At 56.9% G+C, this 25002-nt stretch carries 24 protein-coding genes, 4 tRNA genes and 1 rRNA gene; all 29 read left to right on the top strand.

Annotated features, from left to right (window positions below):
- Positions 1 to 119 precede the first annotated feature (119 nt).
- Positions 120 to 235, top strand: a 5S ribosomal RNA gene (gene rrf / locus ACSAMW_RS12555).
- A 169-nt stretch (positions 236 to 404) separates the two neighbouring features.
- On the top strand, positions 405 to 1364 hold the full coding sequence (birA, locus tag ACSAMW_RS12550; protein ID WP_500590587.1) for a bifunctional biotin--[acetyl-CoA-carboxylase] ligase/biotin operon repressor BirA: 960 nt from the start codon (positions 405 to 407) through the stop codon (positions 1362 to 1364).
- On the top strand, positions 1354 to 2109 hold the full coding sequence (locus tag ACSAMW_RS12545; RefSeq protein ID WP_500590586.1) for a pantothenate kinase: 756 nt from the start codon (positions 1354 to 1356) through the stop codon (positions 2107 to 2109). Before birA ends, ACSAMW_RS12545 begins: the two co-directional genes overlap by 11 nt.
- Positions 2110 to 2538 (top strand): hypothetical protein, encoded by a 429-nt coding sequence (locus tag ACSAMW_RS12540; RefSeq protein WP_500590585.1) that lies wholly within the window; start codon positions 2110 to 2112, stop codon positions 2536 to 2538. It abuts the gene before it with no gap.
- 132 nt (positions 2539 to 2670) lie between these two features.
- Positions 2671 to 2755: transfer RNA gene (locus ACSAMW_RS12535), tRNA-Tyr, on the top strand.
- A 23-nt stretch (positions 2756 to 2778) separates the two neighbouring features.
- Positions 2779 to 2852 (top strand) — tRNA-Gly (locus ACSAMW_RS12530).
- A gap of 27 nt (positions 2853 to 2879) precedes the next feature.
- Positions 2880 to 2955 (top strand) — tRNA-Thr (locus ACSAMW_RS12525).
- An 83-nt stretch (positions 2956 to 3038) separates the two neighbouring features.
- Positions 3039 to 4232, top strand: a complete 1194-nt coding sequence (gene tuf, locus ACSAMW_RS12520; RefSeq protein WP_500590583.1) for an elongation factor Tu — start codon at positions 3039 to 3041, stop codon at positions 4230 to 4232.
- 53 nt (positions 4233 to 4285) lie between these two features.
- Positions 4286 to 4361: transfer RNA gene (locus tag ACSAMW_RS12515), tRNA-Trp, on the top strand.
- 44 nt (positions 4362 to 4405) lie between these two features.
- Positions 4406 to 4774: a preprotein translocase subunit SecE gene (gene secE, locus ACSAMW_RS12510; protein ID WP_168085209.1), complete on the top strand. Its 369-nt coding sequence runs from the start codon at positions 4406 to 4408 to the stop codon at positions 4772 to 4774.
- A 9-nt stretch (positions 4775 to 4783) separates the two neighbouring features.
- Complete coding sequence (gene nusG / locus ACSAMW_RS12505; RefSeq protein ID WP_168085208.1) at positions 4784 to 5317, top strand: transcription termination/antitermination protein NusG; 534 nt, start codon at positions 4784 to 4786, stop codon at positions 5315 to 5317.
- A 115-nt stretch (positions 5318 to 5432) separates the two neighbouring features.
- Complete coding sequence (gene rplK, locus ACSAMW_RS12500; RefSeq protein ID WP_168085207.1) at positions 5433 to 5864, top strand: 50S ribosomal protein L11; 432 nt, start codon at positions 5433 to 5435, stop codon at positions 5862 to 5864.
- Positions 5864 to 6559: a 50S ribosomal protein L1 gene (rplA, locus tag ACSAMW_RS12495; RefSeq protein WP_168085206.1), complete on the top strand. Its 696-nt coding sequence runs from the start codon at positions 5864 to 5866 to the stop codon at positions 6557 to 6559. The genes rplK and rplA overlap by 1 nt, the downstream gene beginning before the upstream one ends.
- A gap of 191 nt (positions 6560 to 6750) precedes the next feature.
- Positions 6751 to 7251, top strand: coding sequence for a 50S ribosomal protein L10 (gene rplJ / locus ACSAMW_RS12490; protein WP_168085205.1), 501 nt, complete (start codon positions 6751 to 6753; stop codon positions 7249 to 7251).
- A 75-nt stretch (positions 7252 to 7326) separates the two neighbouring features.
- Complete coding sequence (rplL, locus tag ACSAMW_RS12485; RefSeq protein ID WP_168085204.1) at positions 7327 to 7689, top strand: 50S ribosomal protein L7/L12; 363 nt, start codon at positions 7327 to 7329, stop codon at positions 7687 to 7689.
- A gap of 220 nt (positions 7690 to 7909) precedes the next feature.
- Entirely contained in the window at positions 7910 to 11983 is a 4074-nt protein-coding gene (gene rpoB / locus ACSAMW_RS12480) for a DNA-directed RNA polymerase subunit beta (RefSeq protein ID WP_168085203.1), read from the top strand.
- Between the two features lie 63 nt (positions 11984 to 12046).
- On the top strand, positions 12047 to 16246 hold the full coding sequence (gene rpoC / locus ACSAMW_RS12475; RefSeq protein ID WP_168085202.1) for a DNA-directed RNA polymerase subunit beta': 4200 nt from the start codon (positions 12047 to 12049) through the stop codon (positions 16244 to 16246).
- A 176-nt stretch (positions 16247 to 16422) separates the two neighbouring features.
- Entirely contained in the window at positions 16423 to 16794 is a 372-nt protein-coding gene (rpsL, locus tag ACSAMW_RS12470) for a 30S ribosomal protein S12 (RefSeq protein WP_003186084.1), read from the top strand.
- A gap of 102 nt (positions 16795 to 16896) precedes the next feature.
- Positions 16897 to 17367 carry a 30S ribosomal protein S7 gene (rpsG, locus tag ACSAMW_RS12465; RefSeq protein ID WP_040261491.1) on the top strand — a complete coding sequence of 157 codons (471 nt, stop codon included), beginning with the start codon at positions 16897 to 16899 and terminating at the stop codon, positions 17365 to 17367.
- 30 nt (positions 17368 to 17397) lie between these two features.
- Entirely contained in the window at positions 17398 to 19518 is a 2121-nt protein-coding gene (fusA, locus tag ACSAMW_RS12460) for an elongation factor G (protein ID WP_500590584.1), read from the top strand.
- A gap of 27 nt (positions 19519 to 19545) precedes the next feature.
- Positions 19546 to 20739: an elongation factor Tu gene (gene tuf, locus ACSAMW_RS12455; RefSeq protein WP_500590583.1), complete on the top strand. Its 1194-nt coding sequence runs from the start codon at positions 19546 to 19548 to the stop codon at positions 20737 to 20739.
- Between the two features lie 139 nt (positions 20740 to 20878).
- Positions 20879 to 21190 (top strand): 30S ribosomal protein S10, encoded by a 312-nt coding sequence (gene rpsJ, locus ACSAMW_RS12450; protein WP_003186070.1) that lies wholly within the window; start codon positions 20879 to 20881, stop codon positions 21188 to 21190.
- An 80-nt stretch (positions 21191 to 21270) separates the two neighbouring features.
- Positions 21271 to 21906: a 50S ribosomal protein L3 gene (rplC, locus tag ACSAMW_RS12445; RefSeq protein WP_168085199.1), complete on the top strand. Its 636-nt coding sequence runs from the start codon at positions 21271 to 21273 to the stop codon at positions 21904 to 21906.
- Between the two features lie 12 nt (positions 21907 to 21918).
- Positions 21919 to 22521: a 50S ribosomal protein L4 gene (gene rplD, locus ACSAMW_RS12440; protein ID WP_168085198.1), complete on the top strand. Its 603-nt coding sequence runs from the start codon at positions 21919 to 21921 to the stop codon at positions 22519 to 22521.
- Entirely contained in the window at positions 22518 to 22817 is a 300-nt protein-coding gene (gene rplW, locus ACSAMW_RS12435) for a 50S ribosomal protein L23 (RefSeq protein ID WP_500590582.1), read from the top strand. Before rplD ends, rplW begins: the two co-directional genes overlap by 4 nt.
- Before the next feature lie 14 nt (positions 22818 to 22831).
- The gene (gene rplB / locus ACSAMW_RS12430; RefSeq protein ID WP_168085196.1) at positions 22832 to 23656 is read left to right on the top strand and encodes a 50S ribosomal protein L2; all 825 of its coding nucleotides are present in this window, start codon (positions 22832 to 22834) and stop codon (positions 23654 to 23656) included.
- Between the two features lie 15 nt (positions 23657 to 23671).
- Entirely contained in the window at positions 23672 to 23947 is a 276-nt protein-coding gene (gene rpsS / locus ACSAMW_RS12425) for a 30S ribosomal protein S19 (protein ID WP_013789761.1), read from the top strand.
- Positions 23948 to 23958: 11 nt separating this feature from the next.
- On the top strand, positions 23959 to 24291 hold the full coding sequence (gene rplV, locus ACSAMW_RS12420) for a 50S ribosomal protein L22 (protein WP_168085195.1): 333 nt from the start codon (positions 23959 to 23961) through the stop codon (positions 24289 to 24291).
- A gap of 13 nt (positions 24292 to 24304) precedes the next feature.
- On the top strand, positions 24305 to 24991 hold the full coding sequence (gene rpsC / locus ACSAMW_RS12415) for a 30S ribosomal protein S3 (RefSeq protein WP_168085194.1): 687 nt from the start codon (positions 24305 to 24307) through the stop codon (positions 24989 to 24991).
- Positions 24992 to 25002 lie beyond the last annotated feature (11 nt).

Here is a 25002-nt window from a genome sequence, read left to right as displayed (position 1 = left end):
CCCAAGCAATCTGTGCCTGCACAGAGCGCGGTGGTGAAGACGCATCCGAAAAGACGCACACTCACACATCACATACCCAGATCTGCAGCCGCGTGAACACGAGGCCGCAACCCGAATTTCTTGACGACCATAGAGCATTGGAACCACCTGATCCCATCCCGAACTCAGCAGTGAAACGATGCATCGCCGATGGTAGTGTGGGGTTTCCCCATGTGAGAGTAGGTCATCGTCAAGATTCAAACCCAAAACCCCTGATCGCCCTGCGATCAGGGGTTTTGTCTTTTCCGCGCTCTATTATCTCAGTCTCGAACTCGATGCTTGTTCGCCAGCCAATGTCCTGGTGTTCTATGCAACCTGCCTGGCCATCGCTATGATGCGGGCCACATGACGAGGCGAGCTACGGGATGTCCAAGCTGTTGAATCTGTTACAAGACGGTCGGTTCCATTCTGGCCAAGACCTTGGTCAGGCGCTCGGAATAAGCCGCAGCGCAGTGTGGAAGCAACTACAAGCCTTAGAGGCAGACCTGGGCGTGGCAGTGCATAAAGTCCGTGGGCGTGGCTATCGCCTTGCTGTGCCATTGTCGCTATTGAGGCAGAAAGAAATCGAGACTGCTTTGCTGACGCAAGGGTGGGACTTGGAGCTTCATCAGACCCTGGATTCAACAAATGCACACGCATTACGTGCAGTCGCTCAAGGCATCGCCCGGCCGCGACTGATAGTGGCCGAGCGCCAAAGTGCCGGGCGCGGCCGTAGAGGCAGGCCTTGGGTGAGCCCCTACGGCTCGAACCTCTATTACAGCCTGGCTCTTCCAATACAAGGCGGAATAAAGCGCTTTGAAGGGCTAAGTCTTGTTGCAGGGATGGCGGTAGTGCATTGCCTGCGGCTACAAGGTGTCAAAGATGCCATGCTGAAGTGGCCTAACGACGTGCTGGTACGCGGGCAGAAGGTAGCCGGCATCCTCCTGGAGCTAGTGGGAGATCCGTCAGACCACTGTCATGTGGTATTGGGCATCGGTATAAACGCCAACATGAAAGCCGCTGACGGCATTGACCAGCAGTGGACATCGATGTACCTGGAGACAGATACACTGATAGATCGCAGTGCCTTGGCTATCGCGCTGAGCAAGGCCTTGTCTAGCTATATACAACAGCTCGAGTTGTCAGGCTTTACAGCGCTGCAGGAGGAGTGGGAGGCGCTACATGCATGGCAGGGGAGGGAGGTAAGCCTAGTCTCCGCAAGTCAGGTAACTCACGGGCGAGTGTTAGGTATCAGCGAGCAAGGTGCACTTCGCCTTGATATCAATGGCCGCGAGGAAGCGTTTAGTGGTGGTGAGCTTAGCTTGAGGTTGCGCGATGATACTTGAGCTCGACTGCGGGAACAGCTTCATCAAATGGCGGGTGATCGACTCTTCTGGAGCTATACAGGCAGGAGGCGTGGTCGGATCGGATGAAGAGCTGCTGACGCATCTTTCAGAAGCCCCTTCACTACGGCCGTTGCAGTGTCGCTTGGTCAGCGTGCGTACAGAGGACGAGACAGAACGTCTTGCCGCATCATTACGGCGCCAGTGCGGTATCGAAGCCAAAGTGGCTCAACCTGCACGCATCCAGGGTGGAGTCGCTAATGGTTACGAAGCATTCGAGCGCCTGGGTATGGACCGATGGGTCGCCATTCTAGCGGCCTTCAAACTGGCTGATCGTGCCTGCGTGGTGATAGACCTTGGAACAGCGGTGACCTCGGATTTCATTTCCGGCGAGGGCGAACACCTCGGAGGGTTCATTTGCCCAGGGCTCCAGTTGATGCGTGGTCAATTGCGAACACATACCCGACGGATTCGATACGACGACTATTCAGCCGATCAGGCCAAGGCCACTTTACTGCCGGGCCGCTCTACCGTTGAAGCGGTTGAGCGAGGTTGTGTGCTAATGCTTAGAGGCTTTGTCAGCACTCAGCTCGATCATGCATCCGATTATTGGGGGGCTGACTACTCGCTCTTCCTTACCGGGGGCGACGCCGCATTGGTAAGTGATGCCTTCCCGCAGGCACATATTGTTCCCGACCTGGTATTCCAAGGGCTAGCCATTGCCTGCCCACTGGAGGAGAGCGCCTGAATGCGATGGTTTTTCCTGCTGCTCCTGATACTTAACGCATGCTATCTGACTTGGAATCTCCAAGATGCTCCAGTCAAAGCCAAAGACGTAGATGCTGCTGCCCAGCCACATGGCGGTGACGGCGGGCTTAGACTGATAAGTGAAACGGGTAGGGTTTCAGAGGCCCAACAAGTGGATGCTGGTTCGGATTGTGTGTTTGTAGGCGGAACGGCGGATCTCCAGCCGCTTAAGGCCTTGGCCCGGCGACTGCAGGAAGTCAACGTGCCATTCGCTGCCTACGCAACGACAAGCGCTTTAGGTAAGGAGCATTGGCTAAGGTTGTCGCAGCCAGATGTAGCAAGCAATGGCCCCTCAGCCTCAGTGCTCAAAGAATTCAAAGACTTAAAGCAAGAAATTATTCTGTGCGAAGGCATTGCAACGCCTGAGTAGTTTGAATAGAATGGCGCCCGCTCAGCAAGGTTGGTTACTTAAAGAGCGCTGTCAGATTAGCTAACCTCAAGATTTTAATGAGAAAAAGCTTGACAGCAGGGCAGGCAGAGTTGAAAATGCCGCCCAAGTTCAGGAGGGGTTCCCGAGCGGCCAAAGGGATCAGACTGTAAATCTGACGTCTACGACTTCGAAGGTTCGAATCCTTCCCCCTCCACCAGTTTAGCGAGAGCTGCAAGCTCCGCGGGTATAGTTTAGTGGTAGAACCTCAGCCTTCCAAGCTGATGATGCGGGTTCGATTCCCGCTACCCGCTCCATGTTTGTTGCTATTGCGCAAGTGTTGCGCTCTTGTAGCTCAGTTGGTAGAGCACACCCTTGGTAAGGGTGAGGTCAGCGGTTCAAATCCGCTCAAGAGCTCCATCTTAGAGGCAGATATGAAAATATCTGCCTTTGTTTTATAGATCATGTGTGTCGTGCTTAATTCTTCTGCGGGGGATAGTTAGATGGCAAAGGAAAAGTTCCAGCGGAACAAACCGCACGTCAACGTCGGCACCATCGGTCACGTTGACCATGGCAAGACCACTCTGACGGCTGCTCTGACTCGCGTCTGCTCCGAAGTATTCGGTTCGGCCAAGGTCGAATTCGACAAGATCGATAGCGCCCCGGAAGAGAAAGCGCGCGGTATCACCATCAACACCGCACACGTCGAGTACGACTCGTCTGTTCGTCACTACGCTCACGTTGACTGCCCAGGTCACGCTGACTACGTGAAGAACATGATCACCGGTGCTGCCCAGATGGACGGCGCGATCCTGGTCTGCTCGGCCGCTGATGGCCCGATGCCTCAGACTCGTGAGCACATCCTGCTGTCCCGTCAGGTAGGTGTTCCCTACATCGTCGTGTTCCTGAACAAGGCCGACATGGTAGATGACGCCGAGCTGCTGGAACTGGTTGAAATGGAAGTGCGTGACCTGCTCAGCACCTACGATTTCCCAGGCGACGACACCCCGATCATCATCGGTTCGGCGTTGATGGCCCTGAACGGCCAGGACGACAACGAGATGGGCACCACCGCTGTGAAGAAGCTGGTCGAAACTCTCGACAGCTACATCCCAGAGCCAGTGCGTGTGATCGACAAGCCGTTCCTGATGCCGATCGAAGACGTGTTCTCGATCTCCGGTCGCGGTACTGTTGTCACCGGTCGTATCGAGCGCGGTATCGTAAAAGTCCAGGATCCTCTGGAAATCGTTGGTCTGCGTGACACCACCGTCACCACCTGCACCGGCGTTGAAATGTTCCGCAAGCTGCTAGACGAAGGTCGTGCTGGCGAGAACTGCGGCGTGCTGCTGCGCGGCACCAAGCGTGACGACGTTGAGCGTGGCCAGGTACTGGTCAAGCCAGGTTCGGTCAAGCCGCACACCACGTTCGAAGCCGAAGTGTACGTACTGAGCAAGGAAGAAGGCGGTCGTCACACGCCGTTCTTCAAAGGCTACCGTCCACAGTTCTACTTCCGGACCACTGACGTGACCGGTAACTGCGAACTGCCGGAAGGCGTTGAAATGGTTATGCCAGGCGACAACGTGAAACTCGTTGTTACCCTGATCAAAACCATCGCAATGGAAGACGGTCTGCGTTTCGCAATCCGTGAAGGTGGTCGTACCGTTGGTGCTGGCGTTGTAGCCAAAATCATCGCGTAAGTAGTTGTAATCTCTCCATCAGGCCGGCATAATGGTCGGCCTGATTCAGTTTTAGGTCAGTAGCTCAATTGGCAGAGCGACGGTCTCCAAAACCGTAGGTTGGGGGTTCGATTCCCTCCTGACCTGCCAGATTCACTTCGGTGGCTGGCTTTCTTTTCACAGGACTTTCCCAAATGATGCCGAAGGCCGAAGCCTCTGACACTCGTTTCGATCTACTCAAGTGGTTGGTCGTTGTTGCGTTGGTCGTCGTGGGGGTTGTCGGTAATCAGTATTACTCGGCATCTCCAGTCCTGTATCGCGTGCTTGCGCTGATCGTGCTTGCCGCTGTTGCTGCGTATGTCGCACTTCAAACCGCCAAAGGCAAATCCTTCTTTGTCTTGGCCAAGGAAGCTCGCACCGAAATTCGCAAAGTTGTCTGGCCTACGCGCCAAGAGACTGCGCAGACAACCATGATTGTTGTGGCTGTCGTTCTGGTTATGGCCTTGCTGCTGTGGGGGCTCGATTCCCTCCTGGGCTGGCTTGTTTCCCTGATTGTAGGCTAAGGGTGTCCCGTGGCTAAGCGTTGGTACGTTGTGCATGCTTACTCGGGTTACGAGAAGCATGTCATGCGCTCCTTGGTGGAGCGTGTGAAGCTGGCAGGCATGGAAGAACAGTTTGGCGAAATCCTTGTTCCTACCGAAGAAGTGGTAGAAATGCGGAATGGCCAAAAGCGCAAAAGTGAGCGCAAGTTTTTCCCTGGCTATGTGCTGGTACAGATGGACATGAGTGAAGGCACTTGGCACCTTGTCAAGGATACCCCTCGTGTCATGGGCTTCATTGGCGGCACAGCTGATAAGCCGGCGCCGATCACTGACAAGGAAGCTGAAGCTATCCTGCGTCGGGTGGCGGACGGTAGCGACAAGCCGAAGCCGAAAACCCTCTTCGAGCCAGGTGAAGTGGTGCGTGTGGTCGACGGTCCATTCGCAGATTTCAACGGTACGGTTGAAGAAGTTAATTACGAGAAGAGCCGCCTGCAGGTTGCGGTGCTCATTTTCGGTCGCTCCACCCCGGTGGAGCTGGAGTTCAGCCAGGTCGAAAAGGTCTGACTGGAGACGGATCCCCTACCCCGCAGGCGTAAGCTGCGGGGTTTTGTCGTCACCGGGATAAAACGTAAGCAAATGGGGAGCCGGAAGGCGTTTGTACCCAAATCTGGAGTAGCTCATGGCTAAGAAGATCACGGCTTATATCAAGCTGCAAGTAAAGGCCGCTCAGGCCAACCCAAGCCCACCCGTCGGCCCAGCACTGGGTCAGCACGGCGTGAACATCATGGAATTCTGCAAGGCCTTCAACGCCCGTACCCAAGGTATGGAGCCAGGCCTGCCGACGCCTGTGATCATCACGGTCTACAGCGACCGTAGCTTCACGTTCGAAACCAAAAGCACCCCTGCTTCTGTTCTGCTGAAGAAAGCTGCAGGCCTTACCAGCGGTTCGGCTCGCCCGAACACCGTCAAGGTTGGCACCGTCACTCGCGCTCAGCTCGAAGAGATTGCCAAGACCAAGAACGCTGATCTGACCGCTGCCAGCCTCGATGCAGCCGTGCGTACTATCGCCGGCTCCGCTCGTAGCATGGGCCTGAACGTGGAGGGTGTGTAATGGCTAAGCAAACCAAGCGTCAAAAGGCAATCGCTTCGAAAATCGAAGCGGGCAAAGCCTACAGCTTCGAAGAAGCGGCTAACCTGTTGGCCGAGCTGTCGACCGTCAAGTTCAGCGAATCGTTCGACGTTGCTGTAAACCTGGGTGTAGACCCACGTAAATCCGACCAGGTCGTACGTAGCGCTACCGTTCTGCCACATGGCACCGGTAAAACCGTTCGCGTTGCCGTGTTCACCCAAGGCCCTGCTGCTGAAGCCGCTTTGGCCGCTGGCGCGGACCGCGTTGGCATGGACGACTTGGCTGCTGAAATGAAAGGCGGCGACCTGAACTATGACGTTGTGATCGCATCCCCTGATGCCATGCGCGTTGTAGGTCAGCTGGGTCAGGTCCTGGGTCCTCGCGGCCTGATGCCTAACCCGAAAGTCGGCACCGTAACTCCAGACGTAGCCACTGCTGTCAAGAACGCCAAAGCTGGCCAGGTGCGGTACCGTACTGACAAGAACGGTATCATTCACACCTCCGTTGGCAAGGTTGGCTTCGAAGCTGGCAAGCTGAAGGAAAACGTTGAAGCACTGATCGCTGACCTCAAGCGTATCAAGCCAGCTTCTTCGAAAGGTATTTACGTTAAGCGCGTTACGCTGAGCACCACCATGGGCCCAGGCCTGGTGATCGACCAAGGCTCGCTGAGCGCGTAAGACGGAGGAGGGCGGTTGTAACGCCCTCTGTGCAAGATTGGGGTCCCTGCCTGGCGGGGGCTGTCCAAGACCGTAGGCGGCTTTGCCTTAAACTACAAGCCTACGCAGATGGTGCTCCCGATTCGTTATTGAATCAGACACCAAAACGACATTCGGTTTCGGCCGAATGAACCGGAAACCAGGAGAAACCCGTGGCAATTAAACTCGAAGACAAAAAGGCCATCGTCGCTGAAGTCAACGAGGCTGCCAAAGCTGCTCTGTCTGCTGTCGTGGCTGATGCCCGTGGTGTGACTGTAGGCGCTATGACCGGACTCCGTAAAGAGGCCCGCGAAGCTGGCGTATACGTACGTGTCGTACGTAACACCCTGCTGCGCCGCGCTGTTGAAGGCACTGATTACAGTGTACTCAACGACGTGTTCAAAGGCCCGACCCTGATCGCGTTCTCCACCCAGCACCCAGGCGCCGCCGCCCGGTTGTTCAAGGAGTTCTCGAAGGGTCAGGACAAGTTCGAGATCAAGGCAGCTGCGTTTGAGGGCAAGTTCCTCGCAGCCAATCAGATCGACGTTCTGGCAACGCTGCCGACCCGTGACGAAGCCATTTCCCAGCTGATGAGCGTGATTCAAGGCGCTACCAGCAAATTGGCCCGTACACTGGCTGCACTTCGCGACCAGAAAGAAGCTGCAGCAGCCTAAGGCTCGCTCGTCTTCTAGCGTTTTTTGTTTATTTCGATGGTCGAGCAGGCCGTCCCCCAATTCAGGAAAAGAGTCATGTCCATTTCCCAAAACGATATCCTCGAAGCCGTTGGCAACATGTCCGTAATGGAAGTTGTTGAGCTGATCAAAGCTTTCGAAGAGAAGTTCGGTGTTACCGCTGCTGCCGCTTCTGCTGGCCCAGCTGCTGCCGCTGCCGTCGTTGAAGAGCAAACCGAATTCACCGTTAAACTGGTTGAAGCCGGCGAGAAGAAAGTAAACGTCATCAAGGCTGTACGTGAAGCCACCGGCCTGGGCCTGAAAGAAGCCAAAGCCGTTGTTGATGACCTGGGCGTTGTGAAAGAGAACGCTTCGAAAGAAGAAGCTGAAGCTCTGAAGAAAGCCCTGGAAGAAGCAGGCGCCAAAGTCGAAGTCAAGTAACTCCGACCTTGCGTCTCCAGCCGGAGCGTCAAGCAGAAGGCTGATGGCTGGTGGCTTATGCCACCGGCCTTTTTCCGTTACTGGCAGCCAATCAGGTTGGTGCCCTTAACGAGCGGTAACCGCCCCGAGGGGGTGGCGCAAACCATGGGGTTTGCAAGATTTTCTGGCTACTCCCGCCGGGAGAGGCCAAACAAGCAGGTGACCAAGCTGGGGAACGCTGATGGCTTACTCATACACTGAGAAAAAACGAATCCGCAAGGACTTTAGCAAGTTGCCGGACGTGATGGATGTGCCGTACCTCCTGGCCATCCAGCTGGATTCTTATCGTGAATTCCTGCAGGCGGGCGTGTCCAAGGACTCGTTCCGCGACGTCGGCCTGCATGCGGCTTTCAAATCGGTATTCCCGATCATCAGCTACTCCGGCAACGCTGCCCTGGAGTACGTTGGTTATCGCCTGGGCGAACCCGCCTTCGATGTGAAGGAATGTGTGCTTCGTGGCGTGACCTTCGCGGTTCCACTGCGAGTCAAGGTACGCCTGATCATTTTCGACAAGGAATCGTCGAACAAAGCGATCAAGGACATCAAAGAGCAAGAAGTCTACATGGGTGAAATTCCCCTGATGACTGAAAACGGTACCTTCGTCATCAACGGTACCGAGCGCGTAATCGTTTCCCAGCTGCACCGTTCGCCTGGTGTCTTCTTCGATCACGACCGTGGCAAGACCCACAGCTCTGGCAAGCTGCTGTACTCCGCTCGCATCATTCCGTACCGCGGCTCCTGGTTGGACTTCGAGTTCGATCCCAAGGACTGCGTGTTCGTGCGTATCGACCGTCGTCGCAAGCTGCCGGCCTCCGTGCTGCTGCGCGCACTGGGCTATACCACCGAGGAAGTGCTTGACGCGTTCTACACCACCAACATCTTCCATGTGAAGGGCGAAAAGCTGAGCCTCGAGCTCGTACCGCAGCGCCTGCGCGGTGAAATCGCGGCCATGGACCTCACCGACAACGACGGCAAGGTCATTGTCGAGCAGGGTCGCCGGATCACTGCACGTCACATCAACCAGCTTGAAAAGGCCGGTATCAAGGAACTCGAAGTTCCTTTGGACTACATGATTGGCCGCACCACTGCCAAGGCTATCGTGCACCCGGCCACTGGCGAAATTCTGGCTGAATGCAACACCGAGCTGACCACCGAAGCGCTGGTCAAGATTGCCAAGGCCCAGGTCGTTCGTATCGAAACGTTGTATACCAACGATATCGACTGTGGTCCGTTCATCTCCGACACCCTGAAAATAGACTCCACCAGCAATCAGCTGGAAGCGCTGGTCGAAATCTACCGGATGATGCGCCCAGGCGAGCCGCCCACCAAGGACGCTGCCGAAACCCTGTTCAATAACCTGTTCTTCAGTGCAGAGCGCTACGACCTCTCCGCTGTGGGCCGGATGAAGTTCAACCGCCGTATTGGCCGGACCGAAATCGAAGGTTCCGGTGTTCTGAGCAAGGACGACATTGTTGCCGTGCTCAAGACGCTGGTGGACATCCGTAACGGTAAAGGCATTGTCGACGACATCGACCACCTGGGTAACCGTCGCGTTCGTTGTGTCGGTGAAATGGCCGAAAACCAGTTCCGCGTAGGGCTGGTACGGGTAGAGCGTGCCGTTAAGGAACGTCTGTCCATGGCCGAGAGCGAAGGCCTGATGCCTCAGGACCTGATCAACGCCAAGCCCGTAGCGGCAGCAGTGAAAGAGTTCTTCGGTTCCAGCCAGCTGTCCCAGTTCATGGACCAGAACAACCCGCTGTCGGAGATCACCCACAAGCGCCGCGTTTCCGCGCTTGGCCCGGGCGGTCTTACCCGTGAGCGTGCAGGCTTCGAAGTGCGTGACGTACACCCGACCCACTATGGTCGTGTATGCCCCATCGAGACGCCGGAAGGTCCGAACATCGGTCTGATCAACTCCCTGGCCGCCTATGCGCGCACCAACCAGTACGGCTTCCTGGAAAGCCCGTACCGTGTGGTTAACGACGGCGTGGTCACCGACGAGATCGTCTTCCTGTCCGCGATCGAAGAGGCCGATCATGTGATCGCCCAGGCTTCGGCGGCCATGAACGAGCAGAACCAGCTGATCGACGAGTTGGTAGCGGTCCGTCACCTGAACGAATTCACCGTGAAGGCGCCGGAAGACGTCACCCTGATGGACGTTTCGCCCAAGCAGGTGGTGTCGGTTGCAGCGTCGCTGATCCCGTTCCTTGAGCACGACGACGCCAACCGTGCGTTGATGGGTTCGAACATGCAGCGCCAGGCTGTACCTACCCTGCGTTCCGACAAGCCTCTGGTGGGCACCGGGATGGAGCGTAACGTTGCGCGTGACTCCGGCGTGTGCGTAGTTGCACGTCGTGGCGGCGTCATCGACTCTGTCGATGCGAGCCGTATCGTCGTGCGTGTAGCTGACGACGAAGTGGAAACGGGCGAAGCGGGTGTAGATATCTACAACCTGACCAAATACACCCGCTCCAACCAGAACACCTGCATCAACCAGCGCCCGCTGGTGAACCGCGGTGATCAGGTCGCTCGCGGCGACATCATGGCCGACGGCCCGTCCACCGATATGGGTGAGCTGGCGTTGGGCCAGAACATGCGCATCGCATTCATGGCATGGAACGGCTTCAACTTCGAAGACTCCATCTGCCTGTCCGAGCGTGTGGTTCAGGAAGATCGCTTCACCACGATCCACATCCAGGAACTGACCTGTGTGGCGCGTGACACCAAGCTGGGGCCAGAAGAGATCACTGCTGACATCCCGAACGTGGGTGAAGCAGCGCTCAACAAGCTGGACGAGGCGGGTATCGTTTATGTAGGTGCTGAAGTCGGCGCTGGCGACATTCTGGTAGGCAAGGTCACGCCAAAGGGCGAAACCCAGCTCACGCCGGAAGAGAAGCTGCTGCGTGCAATCTTCGGTGAGAAAGCCAGTGACGTTAAAGACACCTCCCTGCGCGTGCCTACAGGCACCAAGGGTACTGTCATTGACGTTCAGGTCTTCACACGTGATGGCGTGGAGCGCGATTCGCGCGCCCTGTCCATCGAGAAGAGCCAGCTCGACCAGATCCGCAAGGACCTGAACGAAGAGTTCCGCATCGTTGAAGGTGCAACCTTCGAGCGCCTGCGCAATGCGCTGGTGGGTCAGGTGGTAGACGGCGGTGCAGGCCTGAAGAAAGGCGCTGAGCTGACCGACGAAATCCTGAGCGGCCTTGAGCACGGCCAGTGGTTCAAGCTGCGCATGAATGAAGATGCGCTCAACGAGCAGTTGGAGAAAGCCCAGCAGTACATCGTTGACCGCCGTCGCCTGCTTGATGACAAGTTTGAAGACAAGAAGCGCAAGCTGCAGCAGGGCGATGACCTGGCACCGGGCGTACTGAAGATCGTCAAGGTCTACCTGGCTATCCGTCGCCGCATTCAGCCGGGCGACAAGATGGCCGGCCGTCACGGTAACAAGGGTGTGGTCTCGGTGATCATGCCGGTCGAAGACATGCCGCATGATGCCAACGGTACGCCGGTAGACGTGGTACTCAACCCACTGGGTGTACCTTCGCGGATGAACGTTGGTCAGATCCTTGAAACCCACCTGGGCCTTGCGGCCAAGGGCCTGGGCGAGAAGATCAACCGCATGCTCGAAGAGCAGCGCCAGGTCGCAGACCTGCGTGGGTTCCTGAATGAGATCTACAATGAGATCGGCGGGCGCCAGGAAAGCATTGACGAGCTGTCGGACCAGGAAGTACTGGCCTTGGCTAAAAACCTCAAGGCGGGCGTGCCAATGGCTACCCCAGTCTTCGACGGTGCCAAGGAAAGCGAAATCAAGTCGATGCTCAAGCTCGCAGACATGCCCGAAAGTGGCCAGATGCAGCTGTTCGACGGGCGGACTGGTAACAAGTTCGAGCGTCCGGTTACTGTGGGCTACATGTACATGCTCAAGCTGAACCACTTGGTGGACGACAAGATGCACGCTCGTTCCACCGGTTCTTACAGCCTGGTTACCCAGCAGCCGCTGGGTGGTAAGGCCCAGTTCGGTGGCCAGCGTTTCGGGGAGATGGAGGTGTGGGCGCTGGAAGCATACGGCGCGGCATACACCCTGCAGGAAATGCTCACCGTGAAGTCGGACGACGTGAACGGCCGTACCAAGATGTACAAGAACATCGTGGATGGCGATCACCGTATGGAGCCGGGCATGCCCGAGTCCTTCAACGTGTTGATCAAAGAAATTCGTTCCCTCGGTATCGATATCGATCTGGAAACCGAATAACACGCGACGTGAATGGGAGTGGGGGCTAACCCCCACTTCCTGCTCCGCCAGGAGGAAAAGGCCTTGAAAGACCTGTTGAATCTGCTGAAAAACCAGGGTCAAGTCGAAGAGTTCGACGCCATCCGTATCGGCCTTGCCTCGCCTGAAATGATCCGTTCGTGGTCGTTCGGTGAAGTCAAGAAGCCAGAAACCATCAACTACCGTACGTTCAAGCCTGAGCGTGACGGCCTTTTCTGCGCCAAGATCTTTGGCCCGGTCAAGGACTACGAGTGCCTGTGTGGCAAGTACAAGCGCCTGAAGCACCGTGGCGTGATCTGCGAGAAGTGTGGTGTTGAAGTCGCACTGGCCAAGGTCCGTCGCGAGCGCATGGCGCACATCGAACTGGCCTCGCCAGTTGCCCACATCTGGTTCCTGAAGTCGCTGCCGTCGCGTATCGGCTTGCTGATGGACATGACCCTGCGTGACATCGAGCGCGTGCTCTACTTCGAGAGCTACGTGGTGATCGATCCAGGCATGACCACGCTTGAAAAAGGTCAGCTGCTCAACGACGAACAGTACTTCGAAGCCCTTGAAGAGTTCGGCGACGACTTCGATGCCCGCATGGGTGCCGAAGCTGTCCGCGAGCTGCTGCACGCCATTGATCTGGAACACGAGATCGGTCGCCTGCGTGAAGAGATTCCGCAGACCAACTCCGAAACCAAGATCAAGAAGCTGTCCAAGCGCCTGAAGCTGATGGAAGCCTTCCAGGGCTCCGGCAACCTGCCAGAGTGGATGGTGCTGACGGTGCTGCCTGTGCTGCCACCGGATCTGCGTCCACTGGTACCGCTGGACGGTGGCCGCTTTGCGACCTCGGACCTGAACGACCTGTATCGCCGTGTCATCAACCGTAACAACCGCCTGAAGCGCCTGCTGGATCTGTCTGCGCCCGATATCATCGTGCGTAACGAGAAGCGCATGCTGCAGGAAGCGGTCGATGCCTTGCTGGACAACGGCCGCCGCGGCCGTGCCATCACCGGTTCGAACAAGCGTCCTCTGAAATCCCTGGCTGACATGATCAAGGGTAAGCAGGGTCGTTTCCGTCAGAACCTGCTGGGTAAGCGCGTTGACTACTCGGGTCGTTCGGTTATTACCGTAGGCCCGACCCTGCGTCTGCATCAGTGCGGCCTTCCCAAGAAGATGGCACTGGAACTGTTCAAGCCGTTCATCTTCGGCAAGCTGGAAGTGCGTGGCCTAGCCACCACCATCAAAGCCGCCAAGAAGATGGTCGAGCGCGAACTGCCGGAAGTATGGGACGTACTCGCTGAAGTGATTCGCGAACACCCCGTACTGCTCAACCGTGCGCCGACGCTTCACCGTCTGGGGATCCAGGCGTTCGAGCCCGTGCTCATCGAAGGCAAGGCTATCCAGCTTCACCCGCTGGTGTGCGCGGCGTACAACGCCGACTTCGACGGTGACCAGATGGCCGTTCACGTTCCGCTGACCCTTGAGGCACAGCTGGAAGCGCGCGCGCTGATGATGTCCACCAACAACATCCTTTCGCCCGCCAACGGCGAGCCGATCATCGTGCCTTCGCAGGACGTGGTTCTCGGTCTGTACTACATGACCCGTGAAGCCATCAATGCCAAGGGCGAAGGTCGTATCTTCGCTGACCTGCAGGAAGTCGACCGCGTGTTCCGCGCCGGCGAAGCGGCGCTTCATGCCAAGATCAAAGTGCGTATCACCGAAACCGTGAACGACCGTGATGGCGGCAGCGTGACCAGCACCCGTATCGTCGACACCACTGTCGGCCGTGCGCTGCTGTTCCAAGTAGTGCCTGCTGGCCTGCCGTACGAAGTCGTCAACCAGCCTATGAAGAAAAAGGCGATCTCCAAGCTGATCAACCATTGCTATCGCGTGGTGGGCTTGAAGGAAACCGTTATCTTCGCGGACCAGTTGATGTACACCGGTTTTGCCTACTCGACCATTTCCGGCGTTTCCATCGGTGTTAACGACTTCGTTATCCCGGATGAAAAGGCTCGCATCATCGGTACGGCTACCGACGAAGTGAAAGAAATCGAAAGCCAGTACGCTTCTGGCCTGGTAACCCAGGGCGAGAAGTACAACAAGGTGATCGACCTTTGGTCCAAGGCCAACGACGAAGTCTCCAAGGCAATGATGGCTAACCTCTCGAAAGAGAAGGTCATCGACCGCCATGGCGACGAAGTCGACCAGGAGTCTTTCAACTCCATGTACATGATGGCGGACTCCGGTGCTCGGGGTTCGGCTGCACAGATTCGCCAGCTGGCGGGTATGCGTGGTCTGATGGCCAAGCCGGACGGCTCGATCATCGAAACGCCGATCACTGCGAACTTCCGTGAAGGCTTGAGCGTACTTCAGTACTTCATCTCTACACACGGTGCGCGGAAAGGTCTGGCGGATACCGCCTTGAAGACCGCTAACTCCGGTTACCTGACTCGCCGTCTGGTAGACGTGGCACAGGATCTGGTGGTTACCGAGATCGACTGTGGCACCGAACATGGCCTGTTGATGACGCCGCACATCGAAGGCGGCGACGTCGTAGAGCCACTGGGCGAGCGCGTTCTGGGTCGAGTGATCGCCCGTGACGTCTTCAAGCCTGGTACCGAGGACGTTATCGTTCCCGCTGGCACCCTGGTAGACGAGAAGTGGGTCGAGTTCATTGAACTCAACAGCATTGACGAAGTGATCGTTCGTTCGCCGATCAGCTGCGAAACGCGCTTCGGTATCTGCGGCAAGTGCTACGGTCGCGACCTGGCCCGTGGTCACCTGGTCAACATCGGTGAGGCCGTGGGCGTTATCGCGGCTCAGTCCATCGGTGAACCCGGTACCCAGCTCACCATGCGTACCTTCCACATCGGGGGTGCTGCAAGCCGGACTTCCGCTGCGGACAGTGTCCAGGTGAAGAATGGCGGTATGGTGCGCCTGCACAACCTCAAGCACGTCGAGCGCATCGACGGCAACCTGGTAGCGGTCTCCCGCTCCGGCGAGCTGGCGATTGCCGATGAGTTCGGTCGTGAGCGCGAGCGTTACAAGCTGCCATACGGTGCGGTCATTTCCGTGAAGGAAGGCGACAAGGTCGATGCTGGTGCCATCGTGGCCAAGTGGGACCCGCACACCCACCCGATCGTGACCGAAATGAAGGGTACCGTTACCTTCGTCGGCATGGAGGAAGGGATCACCATCAAGCGTCAGACGGACGAACTGACGGGTCTGACCAACATCGAAGTACTCGATGTCAAAGACCGTCCAGCCGCTGGCAAGGAAATTCGCCCTGCTGTGAAGATGGTGGGTGTGGATGGCAAGGATCTGCTGTTGCCAGGTACAGACGTACCAGCCCAGTACTTCCTGCCTGCAAACGCACTGGTAGGTGTAGCGGATGGTGTTCAGGTGGGCGTGGGCGATGTAATTGCCCGTATTCCACAGGAAACGTCGAAAACCCGCGACATCACCGGTGGTCTGCCACGCGTTGCCGACCTTTTCGAAGCTCGCCGCCCGAAAGAAGCGTCGATTCTTGCGGAAGTCAGCGGCACCATCGCCTTCGGCAAGGAAACCAAAGGCAAGCGCCGCTTGGTGATCACGCCGAACGATGGCAGCGATCCGTACGAAGAGTTGATTCCGAAGTGGCGCCACCTGAACGTCTTCGAAGGCGAACAGGTAAACCGCGGCGAAGTCATCTCCGATGGTCCAAGCGATCCGCATGACATCCTGCGTTTGCTAGGTGTAAGCGCGCTGGCCAAGTACATCGTGAACGAGATTCAGGACGTTTACCGTCTGCAAGGCGTGAAGATCAACGACAAGCACATCGAAACCATTCTGCGTCAGATGCTGCGCAAGGTTGAGATTGCCGAGTCGGGTGATTCGAGCTTCATCAAGGGCGACCAGATGGAACTCACCCACGTGTTGGGCGAAAACGAGCGCCTGTCTGCTGAAGACAAGTTCGTCTCCAAGTACTCACGTGTGCTGTTGGGTATCACCAAGGCCTCGTTGTCGACCGAGTCGTTCATCTCGGCAGCATCCTTCCAGGAGACCACCCGGGTACTTACCGAGGCAGCGGTTACCGGCAAGCGCGATTACCTGCGTGGCTTGAAGGAAAACGTGGTAGTAGGTCGTCTGATCCCGGCCGGTACTGGCCTGGCCTATCACAGCGAGCGCAAGCGTCGTCGTGAAGCAGACAAGCCGATGCGCGTAAGCGCGAGTGAAGTGGAAGCCGCACTGACGGAAGCCCTGAACTCAAGCGGTAACTGATAAGGCAGCGCACCCTACTGCTCCGGCCTGGCTGGGGGAGTAGGGCGCGCTTTGCCTTGACTGAGGGATGCGAGATCTTTAGACTCTCGTACCCCTAAATCTGGCGGGGCTTTTGCCCTGCCATTTGTTTTTCAAGTAGGGCAACAAGCGTCGAAAGACCTCAGTGGAGCTTAAAGATGGCAACGATTAACCAGCTGGTACGCCAGCCGCGCAAGCGCATCGTCGAGAAATCCGACGTGCCTGCGCTGCAGAACTGCCCGCAGCGCCGTGGCGTGTGCACCCGTGTGTACACCACCACGCCGAAAAAACCTAACTCGGCACTTCGTAAGGTTTGCCGTGTACGCTTGACCAACGGTTTCGAGGTTTCCTCGTATATCGGTGGTGAAGGCCACAACCTGCAAGAGCACAGCGTTGTTCTGATCCGTGGCGGTCGTGTAAAAGACTTGCCGGGTGTGCGTTACCACACCGTTCGCGGTTCTCTGGATACCTCGGGTGTCAAGGGCCGTAACCAGGGTCGTTCCAAGTACGGTACCAAGCGTCCTAAGTAAGGGCGGCTTGCCGTACTTTGCAGTCAACATTTTTATTGAGTCGATAAGAGTAAGGTCGGGCATCGTCCCGGGCTAACCTGAAGACCGTTTGAGGGCTTATCAATGCCAAGACGTCGTGTAGCAGCCAAGCGTGAGATTCTGGACGATCCGAAATACGGTTCCCAGATCCTCGCCAAATTCATGAACCACGTGATGGAAAGCGGCAAGAAAGCCGTAGCCGAGCGCATCGTTTATGGTGCACTGGAAACAGTCAAGGCTCGCAAGAACAGCGATCCCCTGGAGATCTTCGAGAAAGCTCTCGACGCCATCGCTCCGCTGGTCGAAGTGAAGTCCCGCCGTGTAGGCGGTGCAACCTACCAGGTGCCGGTCGAAGTTCGTCCATCCCGTCGTAACGCTCTGGCAATGCGCTGGCTCGTAGACTACGCCCGCAAGCGCGGCGAGAAGTCTATGGCGCTGCGTTTGGCTGGCGAACTGCTGGATGCTGCTGAAGGCAAAGGCGCTGCGGTCAAGAAGCGTGAAGACGTGCACCGTATGGCTGAAGCCAACAAAGCCTTCTCGCACTACCGCTTCTAATATCAGCGTCACTCACTTTGCGAGGGCTTTATGGCTCGTACAACTCCGATTAAGCGCTACCGTAACATCGGTATCGTTGCTCACGTGGATGCGGGTAAAACCACCACCACCGAGCGCGTGCTGTTTTACACCGGCGTAAACCACAAAATGGGCGAGGTGCATGATGGCGCCGCGACCATGGACTGGATGGTGCAGGAGCAGGAGCGGGGTATTACCATTACTTCCGCTGCTACTACCGCATTCTGGGCTGGCTCCAACAAGCAGTTCGAAAAGCACCGCTTCAACATCATCGATACCCCCGGCCACGTAGACTTCACCATTGAAGTAGAACGTTCGCTACGTGTACTCGACGGTGCAGTAGTAGTGTTCTGTGGTACTTCTGGCGTAGAGCCCCAGTCCGAAACAGTATGGCGTCAGGCCAACAAGTACGGCGTTCCACGTCTGGTGTACGTGAACAAGATGGACCGCGCTGGTGCCAACTTCCTGCGCGTTGTCGCGCAGATCAAGCAGCGTCTGGGCCACACCCCGGTGCCGATCCAGCTGGCCATCGGTGCAGAAGACAACTTCCAGGGTCAGATCGACCTGATGAGCATGGAAGCGGTCTATTGGAACGACGACGACAAGGGCATGGCCGCACGCCGTGAGCCAATCCCTGCCGAACTGCAGGAGCTGGCTGAAGAGTGGCGTTCGAACATGATCGAAGCCGCCGCCGAAGCCAATGAAGAGTTCATGAACAAGTACCTGGAAGGTGAAGAGCTCACCATCGAGGAAATCAAGGCTGGTCTGCGTCAGCGGACCATCGCTGGTGAAATCGTTCTGGCTGTTTGTGGTTCCTCCTTCAAGAACAAGGGTGTTCCCTTGGTTCTGGACGCCGTTATCGACTACCTGCCTGCACCTGTCGACATTCCCGCCATCAAGGGTTCCAATCCCGATGACGAGACTGACGAGATGGAGCGTCATGCAGACGACAACGAGCCCTTCTCGGCACTGGCGTTCAAGATCGCAACCGACCCATTCGTGGGTACACTGACCTTCGCACGTGTTTACTCTGGCGTGTTGAGCTCCGGTGACGGCGTGATCAACTCGGTGAAAGGCAAGAAAGAGCGTGTGGGCCGTATGGTTCAGATGCATGCCAACACCCGTGAAGAGATCAAGGAAGTACGCGCTGGCGACATCGCGGCCCTGATCGGCATGAAGGACGTCACCACCGGTGATACCCTCTGCTCGGCTGAAAAGCCAATCATCCTTGTGCGCATGGACTTCCCGGAGCCGGTAATTTCGGTAGCCGTAGAGCCCAAGACCAAGGACGACCAGGAAAAGATGGGTATCGCACTGGGCAAGCTGGCTCAGGAAGACCCGTCGTTCCGCGTCAAGACCGACGAAGAAACCGGCCAGACCATCATCTCCGGTATGGGTGAGCTGCACCTGGACATCCTCGTAGACCGTATGCGTCGCGAGTTCAATGTCGAGGCCAACATCGGCAAGCCGCAAGTGTCCTATCGTGAGCAGATCACTCGGGACAACGTCGAGATTGAAGGCAAGTTCGTTCGTCAGTCCGGTGGTCGCGGTCAGTTCGGTCATTGCTGGGTTCGTTTCTCGAAGCCAGACACTGACGAGAACGGCAACATCACCGAAGGCCTGGTGTTCACCAACGAAGTGGTAGGTGGTGTAATTCCTAAGGAATACATCCCGGCCATTCAGAAGGGCATCGAAGAACAGATGAAAAACGGCGTTGTTGCCGGTTATCCTCTGATCGGTCTGAAGGCAACGGTATTCGACGGTTCGTACCACGACGTCGACTCCAACGAAATGGCGTTCAAAGTGGCCGCCTCGATGGCTACCAAGCAACTGGCCCAGAAGGGCGGTGGTGAGGTGCTCGAGCCGATCATGAAGGTCGAAGTAGTGACCCCTGAGGACTACATGGGCGACGTGATGGGTGACTTGAACCGTCGTCGTGGCTTGATCCAGGGTATGGAAGACACCGTCTCCGGCAAGGTTATCCGTGCCGAAGTGCCACTGGGCGAAATGTTCGGTTATGCGACCGACGTGCGTTCCATGTCCCAGGGCCGTGCCAGCTACTCCATGGAATTCTCCAAATACGCGCCAGCACCTTCGAACATTGTCGAAGCACTGGTTAAAAAACAAGGCTAACTCCCTTTAGGCAAGAGGTTCACTGTCGTGGCTAAAGAAAAATTCCAACGTAACAAACCGCACGTCAACGTCGGCACCATCGGTCACGTTGACCATGGCAAGACCACTCTGACGGCTGCTCTGACTCGCGTCTGCTCCGAAGTATTCGGTTCGGCCAAGGTCGAATTCGACAAGATCGATAGCGCCCCGGAAGAGAAAGCGCGCGGTATCACCATCAACACCGCACACGTCGAGTACGACTCGTCTGTTCGTCACTACGCTCACGTTGACTGCCCAGGTCACGCTGACTACGTGAAGAACATGATCACCGGTGCTGCCCAGATGGACGGCGCGATCCTGGTCTGCTCGGCCGCTGATGGCCCGATGCCTCAGACTCGTGAGCACATCCTGCTGTCCCGTCAGGTAGGTGTTCCCTACATCGTCGTGTTCCTGAACAAGGCCGACATGGTAGATGACGCCGAGCTGCTGGAACTGGTTGAAATGGAAGTGCGTGACCTGCTCAGCACCTACGATTTCCCAGGCGACGACACCCCGATCATCATCGGTTCGGCGTTGATGGCCCTGAACGGCCAGGACGACAACGAGATGGGCACCACCGCTGTGAAGAAGCTGGTCGAAACTCTCGACAGCTACATCCCAGAGCCAGTGCGTGTGATCGACAAGCCGTTCCTGATGCCGATCGAAGACGTGTTCTCGATCTCCGGTCGCGGTACTGTTGTCACCGGTCGTATCGAGCGCGGTATCGTAAAAGTCCAGGATCCTCTGGAAATCGTTGGTCTGCGTGACACCACCGTCACCACCTGCACCGGCGTTGAAATGTTCCGCAAGCTGCTAGACGAAGGTCGTGCTGGCGAGAACTGCGGCGTGCTGCTGCGCGGCACCAAGCGTGACGACGTTGAGCGTGGCCAGGTACTGGTCAAGCCAGGTTCGGTCAAGCCGCACACCACGTTCGAAGCCGAAGTGTACGTACTGAGCAAGGAAGAAGGCGGTCGTCACACGCCGTTCTTCAAAGGCTACCGTCCACAGTTCTACTTCCGGACCACTGACGTGACCGGTAACTGCGAACTGCCGGAAGGCGTTGAAATGGTTATGCCAGGCGACAACGTGAAACTCGTTGTTACCCTGATCAAAACCATCGCAATGGAAGACGGTCTGCGTTTCGCAATCCGTGAAGGTGGTCGTACCGTTGGTGCTGGCGTTGTAGCCAAAATCATCGCGTAAGTCCCACGCTTTGAAAAAACCCCCGCCTAGCGGGGGTTTTTTTATTGGGTTGACACCTGTTGGGACCGTCTATAGAATCACGCCTCCTTTTAACGGGCGTAATCCGCCTGTGGGGAATGAGCCTGGAGTCTGAAATCCAATGCAAAATCAGCAAATTCGTATCAGGTTGAAGGCTTTTGACCATCGCCTGATCGACCAATCCACCCAGGAAATCGTGGAAACCGCGAAACGTACTGGTGCACAAGTGCGTGGTCCTATTCCACTGCCTACTCGCAAAGAGCGGTTCACCGTTCTGGTTTCTCCGCACGTCAACAAAGACGCGCGCGACCAGTACGAAATCCGCACTCATAAGCGTGTACTGGACATTGTCCAGCCAACGGACAAAACCGTTGATGCGCTGATGAAGCTCGACCTCGCGGCAGGCGTGGAAGTACAGATCAGCCTCGGCTAAGACCCGTGTCTTGGTCGTGTAACGCTCTGAAATGGGCGGCCATAGCGGGTGAAAGCCCCGTACACTCATGAGGTTACAACATGACTATTGGTGTAGTCGGTCGTAAGTGCGGTATGACCCGCATCTTCACCGAAGATGGTGTCTCTATTCCGGTTACGGTCATTGAGATCGAGCCGAATCGCGTCACTCAGTTCAAAACCGAAGAATCCGATGGCTACCGTGCAGTGCAAGTCACTGTGGGCGAGCGTCGTGCTTCGCGCGTCACCGCAGCTCAGGCTGGTCACTTCGCCAAGGCGAACGTAGCTGCCGGCCGTGGCGTCTGGGAATTCCGCCTTGAAGAAGGCGACTACCAGGCAGGCGACCTGATCAATTCGGAACTGTTCGCAGCAGGCCAACTGGTAGACGTTACCGGTCAGTCCAAGGGTAAAGGCTTTGCCGGTACCATCAAGCGCTGGAACTTCCGTGGCCAGGACAACACCCACGGTAACTCCGTATCTCACCGCGTTCCGGGCTCCATCGGCCAGTGCCAGACTCCTGGTCGTGTCTTCAAGGGCAAGAAAATGTCCGGTCACATGGGCGCTGAGCGCGTGACCGTACAGTCCCTGGAAGTAGTCCGCGTTGACGTCGAACGTAACCTGCTGCTCGTCAAGGGTGCCGTTCCCGGCGCTACTGGCGGCGACGTGGTTGTGCGTTCGGCTGTTAAAGCTCGCGGTTAAGGGGAAGCTGACATGCAATTAAATGTAAATGACGCGCAAGCGATCGAAGTGTCCGAACTGACCTTTGGCGGCGACTTCAACGAGACCCTGGTACACCAGGCCGTTGTTGCCTACATGGCTGGCGGTCGTCAGGGCAGCAAGCAGCAGAAAACCCGTTCGGACGTGTCCGGCGGTGGCAAGCGCCCATGGCGCCAGAAGGGCACAGGCCGTGCTCGTGCCGGTACCATCCGTAGCCCACTGTGGCGCGGCGGTGGTACTACGTTCGCTGCTCGTCCTCAGGATCATTCGCAGAAGCTCAACAAGAAGATGTATCGCGCAGCTCTGCGCTCCATCCTCGCTGAGCTGGTACGCACTGATCGCCTGGTTGTGGTTCAGGATTTCGCTGTTGAAGCGCCGAAAACCAAGGAACTGCTGGGCAAACTCAATGATATGGGCCTGACTGACGTGCTGATCGTTTCCGAAGCCGTTGATCAGAACCTGTACCTGGCTGCTCGCAACCTGCCGCATGTAGATGTACGTGACGTTCAGGGTTCCGATCCGGTCAGTCTGATCGCCTACGACAAGGTGTTGATCACCGTGTCGGCCGTGAAGAAATTCGAGGAGCTGCTGGGATGAACCAGGAACGCGTATTTAAAGTTCTGCTTGGCCCGCACGTATCCGAGAAGGCCACCGGCCTGGCTGAGAAGAAAGGCCAGTTCGTCTTCAAGGTCGCGACCGACGCTACCAAGCTGGAAATCAAGAAGGCCGTCGAAACGTTGTTCGACGTTAAAGTGGAGCGCGTCACTACCCTGAACGTTTTGGGTAAGACCAAGCGTACCGCTCGGGGTCTGGGCAGGCGTAATGACTGGAAGAAGGCTGTTGTTGCTCTTCAACCAGGCCAAGATCTCGATTTCAGCAGCAGTGCTGAGTAAGGAAGGGGTGCATCATGGCAATCGTTAAATGCAAACCGACTTCCCCTGGCCGCCGTTTCGTGGTCAAGGTGGTCAACCAGGAGCTGCATAAAGGCGCTCCTTACGCTCCGCTGCTCGAGAAGAAGTCGAAGTCTGGCGGTCGTAACAACAATGGCCGTATCACCACCCGTCACGTTGGCGGTGGCCATAAGCAGCACTACCGTATGGTCGACTTCCGTCGCAATGACAAGGACGGTATTCCGGCCATCGTTGAGCGTATCGAATACGATCCAAACCGTACTGCTCACCTGGCGCTGATTCGTTACGCCGATGGCGAGCGTCGCTACATCATCGCGCCTAAGGGCGTGAGCGCTGGCGACCAACTGATCGCAGGTTCCTTGGCTCCAATCAAGCCGGGCAACAGCCTTCAGCTGCGTAACATTCCGGTAGGTAGCACCATTCACGGTATCGAGCTCAAGCCAGGCAAGGGTGCACAAATTGCACGCTCCGCTGGTGCTTCCGCTCAGCTGGTTGCTCGCGAAGGCGTCTACGTGACCCTGCGTCTGCGCTCCGGTGAAATGCGTAAAGTGCTCTCTGAGTGCCGCGCTACCCTGGGTGAAGTATCCAACTCCGAGCATAGCCTGCGTTCGCTGGGTAAAGCCGGTGCCAAACGCTGGCGTGGCGTTCGGCCGACTGTTCGTGGTGTTGCCATGAACCCGGTTGACCACCCGCATGGTGGTGGTGAAGGTCGTACCTCCGGTGGCCGTCATCCGGTATCGCCATGGGGCTTCCCAACCAAGGGTGCAAAAACCCGTGGTAATAAGCGTACCGACAACATGATCGTCCGTCGTCGCAAGTAATCTGAGGATACGACAGTGCCACGTTCTCTGAAAAAAGGTCCTTTTATCGATCTTCACCTGTTGAAGAAGGTCGAAGTGGCGGCGGAAAAGAACGATCGCAAGCCAGTTAAAACCTGGTCGCGCCGTTCGATGATCCTGCCGCAAATGGTAGGTCTCACCATCGCCGTGCATAACGGTCGTCAACATGTCCCCGTTCTCGTGAACGAAGACATGGTCGGCCATAAACTGGGCGAGTTCGCCGGTACCCGCACTTATCGCGGGCACGTGGCTGACAAGAAAGCCAAGCGTTAAGGGGTTAGGAAATGGAAGTAGCCGCTAAGTTGTCGGGCGCTCGCATCTCCGCCCAGAAAGCCCGCTTGGTCGCCGACCAGATTCGCGGGAAGAAGGTGGGCGAAGCGCTCAACCTGTTGGCCTTCAGCAGCAAAAAGGCCGCTGAAGTCATGAAGAAAGTCCTCGAGTCGGCCGTTGCCAACGCCGAACACAACGAAGGCGCAGACGTCGACGACCTGAAAGTCTCGACTGTTTTCGTCAACGAAGGGCGTTCGCTTAAGCGCATCATGCCGCGTGCCAAAGGCCGCGCTGATCGCATCGTCAAGCGGTCTTGCCATATCACTGTCAAGGTTGCGGACAAGTAACGGAGTCGATCAGATGGGTCAGAAAGTACATCCCGTTGGCATTCGCCTGGGAATCGTCAAGGAGCACACCTCCGTCTGGTACGCAGACGGTCGGACCTACGCAGACTATCTGCTGGCGGATCTGAAAACGCGTGAGTTCCTGCAAGACAAACTAAAAAGCGCGTCCGTGAGCCGTATCGATATTCATCGCCCTGCTCAGACTGCACGCATCACCATCCACACCGCTCGTCCCGGCATCGTGATCGGCAAGAAAGGTGAAGATGTTGAGAAGCTGCGTCAGGACCTGACCAAGCAAATGGGTGTGCCTGTGCACATCAATATCGAAGAGATCCGCAAGCCGGAGCTCGACGGTATGTTGGTTGCACAAAGCGTAGCTCAGCAGCTGGAGCGCCGCGTTATGTTCCGTCGCGCCATGAAGCGCGCAGTACAGAACGCCATGCGTATTGGTGCCAAGGGCATCAAGATCCAGGTAAGTGGTCGTCTGGGCGGTGCTGAAATCGCACGTACTGAATGGTATCGCGAAGGTCGTGTGCCCCTGCACACCCTGCGTGCCGATATCGACTATGCCACCTACGAAGCTCACACCACCTACGGTGTGATTGGTGTCAAGGTTTGGATCTTCAAAGGCGAAGTAATTGGTGGTCGCCAGGAAGAACTGAAACCTCAAGCACCAGCGCCTCGTAAAAAAGCTGCCAAGTAAGGGGTACGCCA

This window comes from Pseudomonas sp. AB39(2026) (assembly GCF_059831485.1).
Note: the sequence above shows the minus strand (reverse complement) of the source record. Positions and strands in the feature narration are given on the sequence as shown.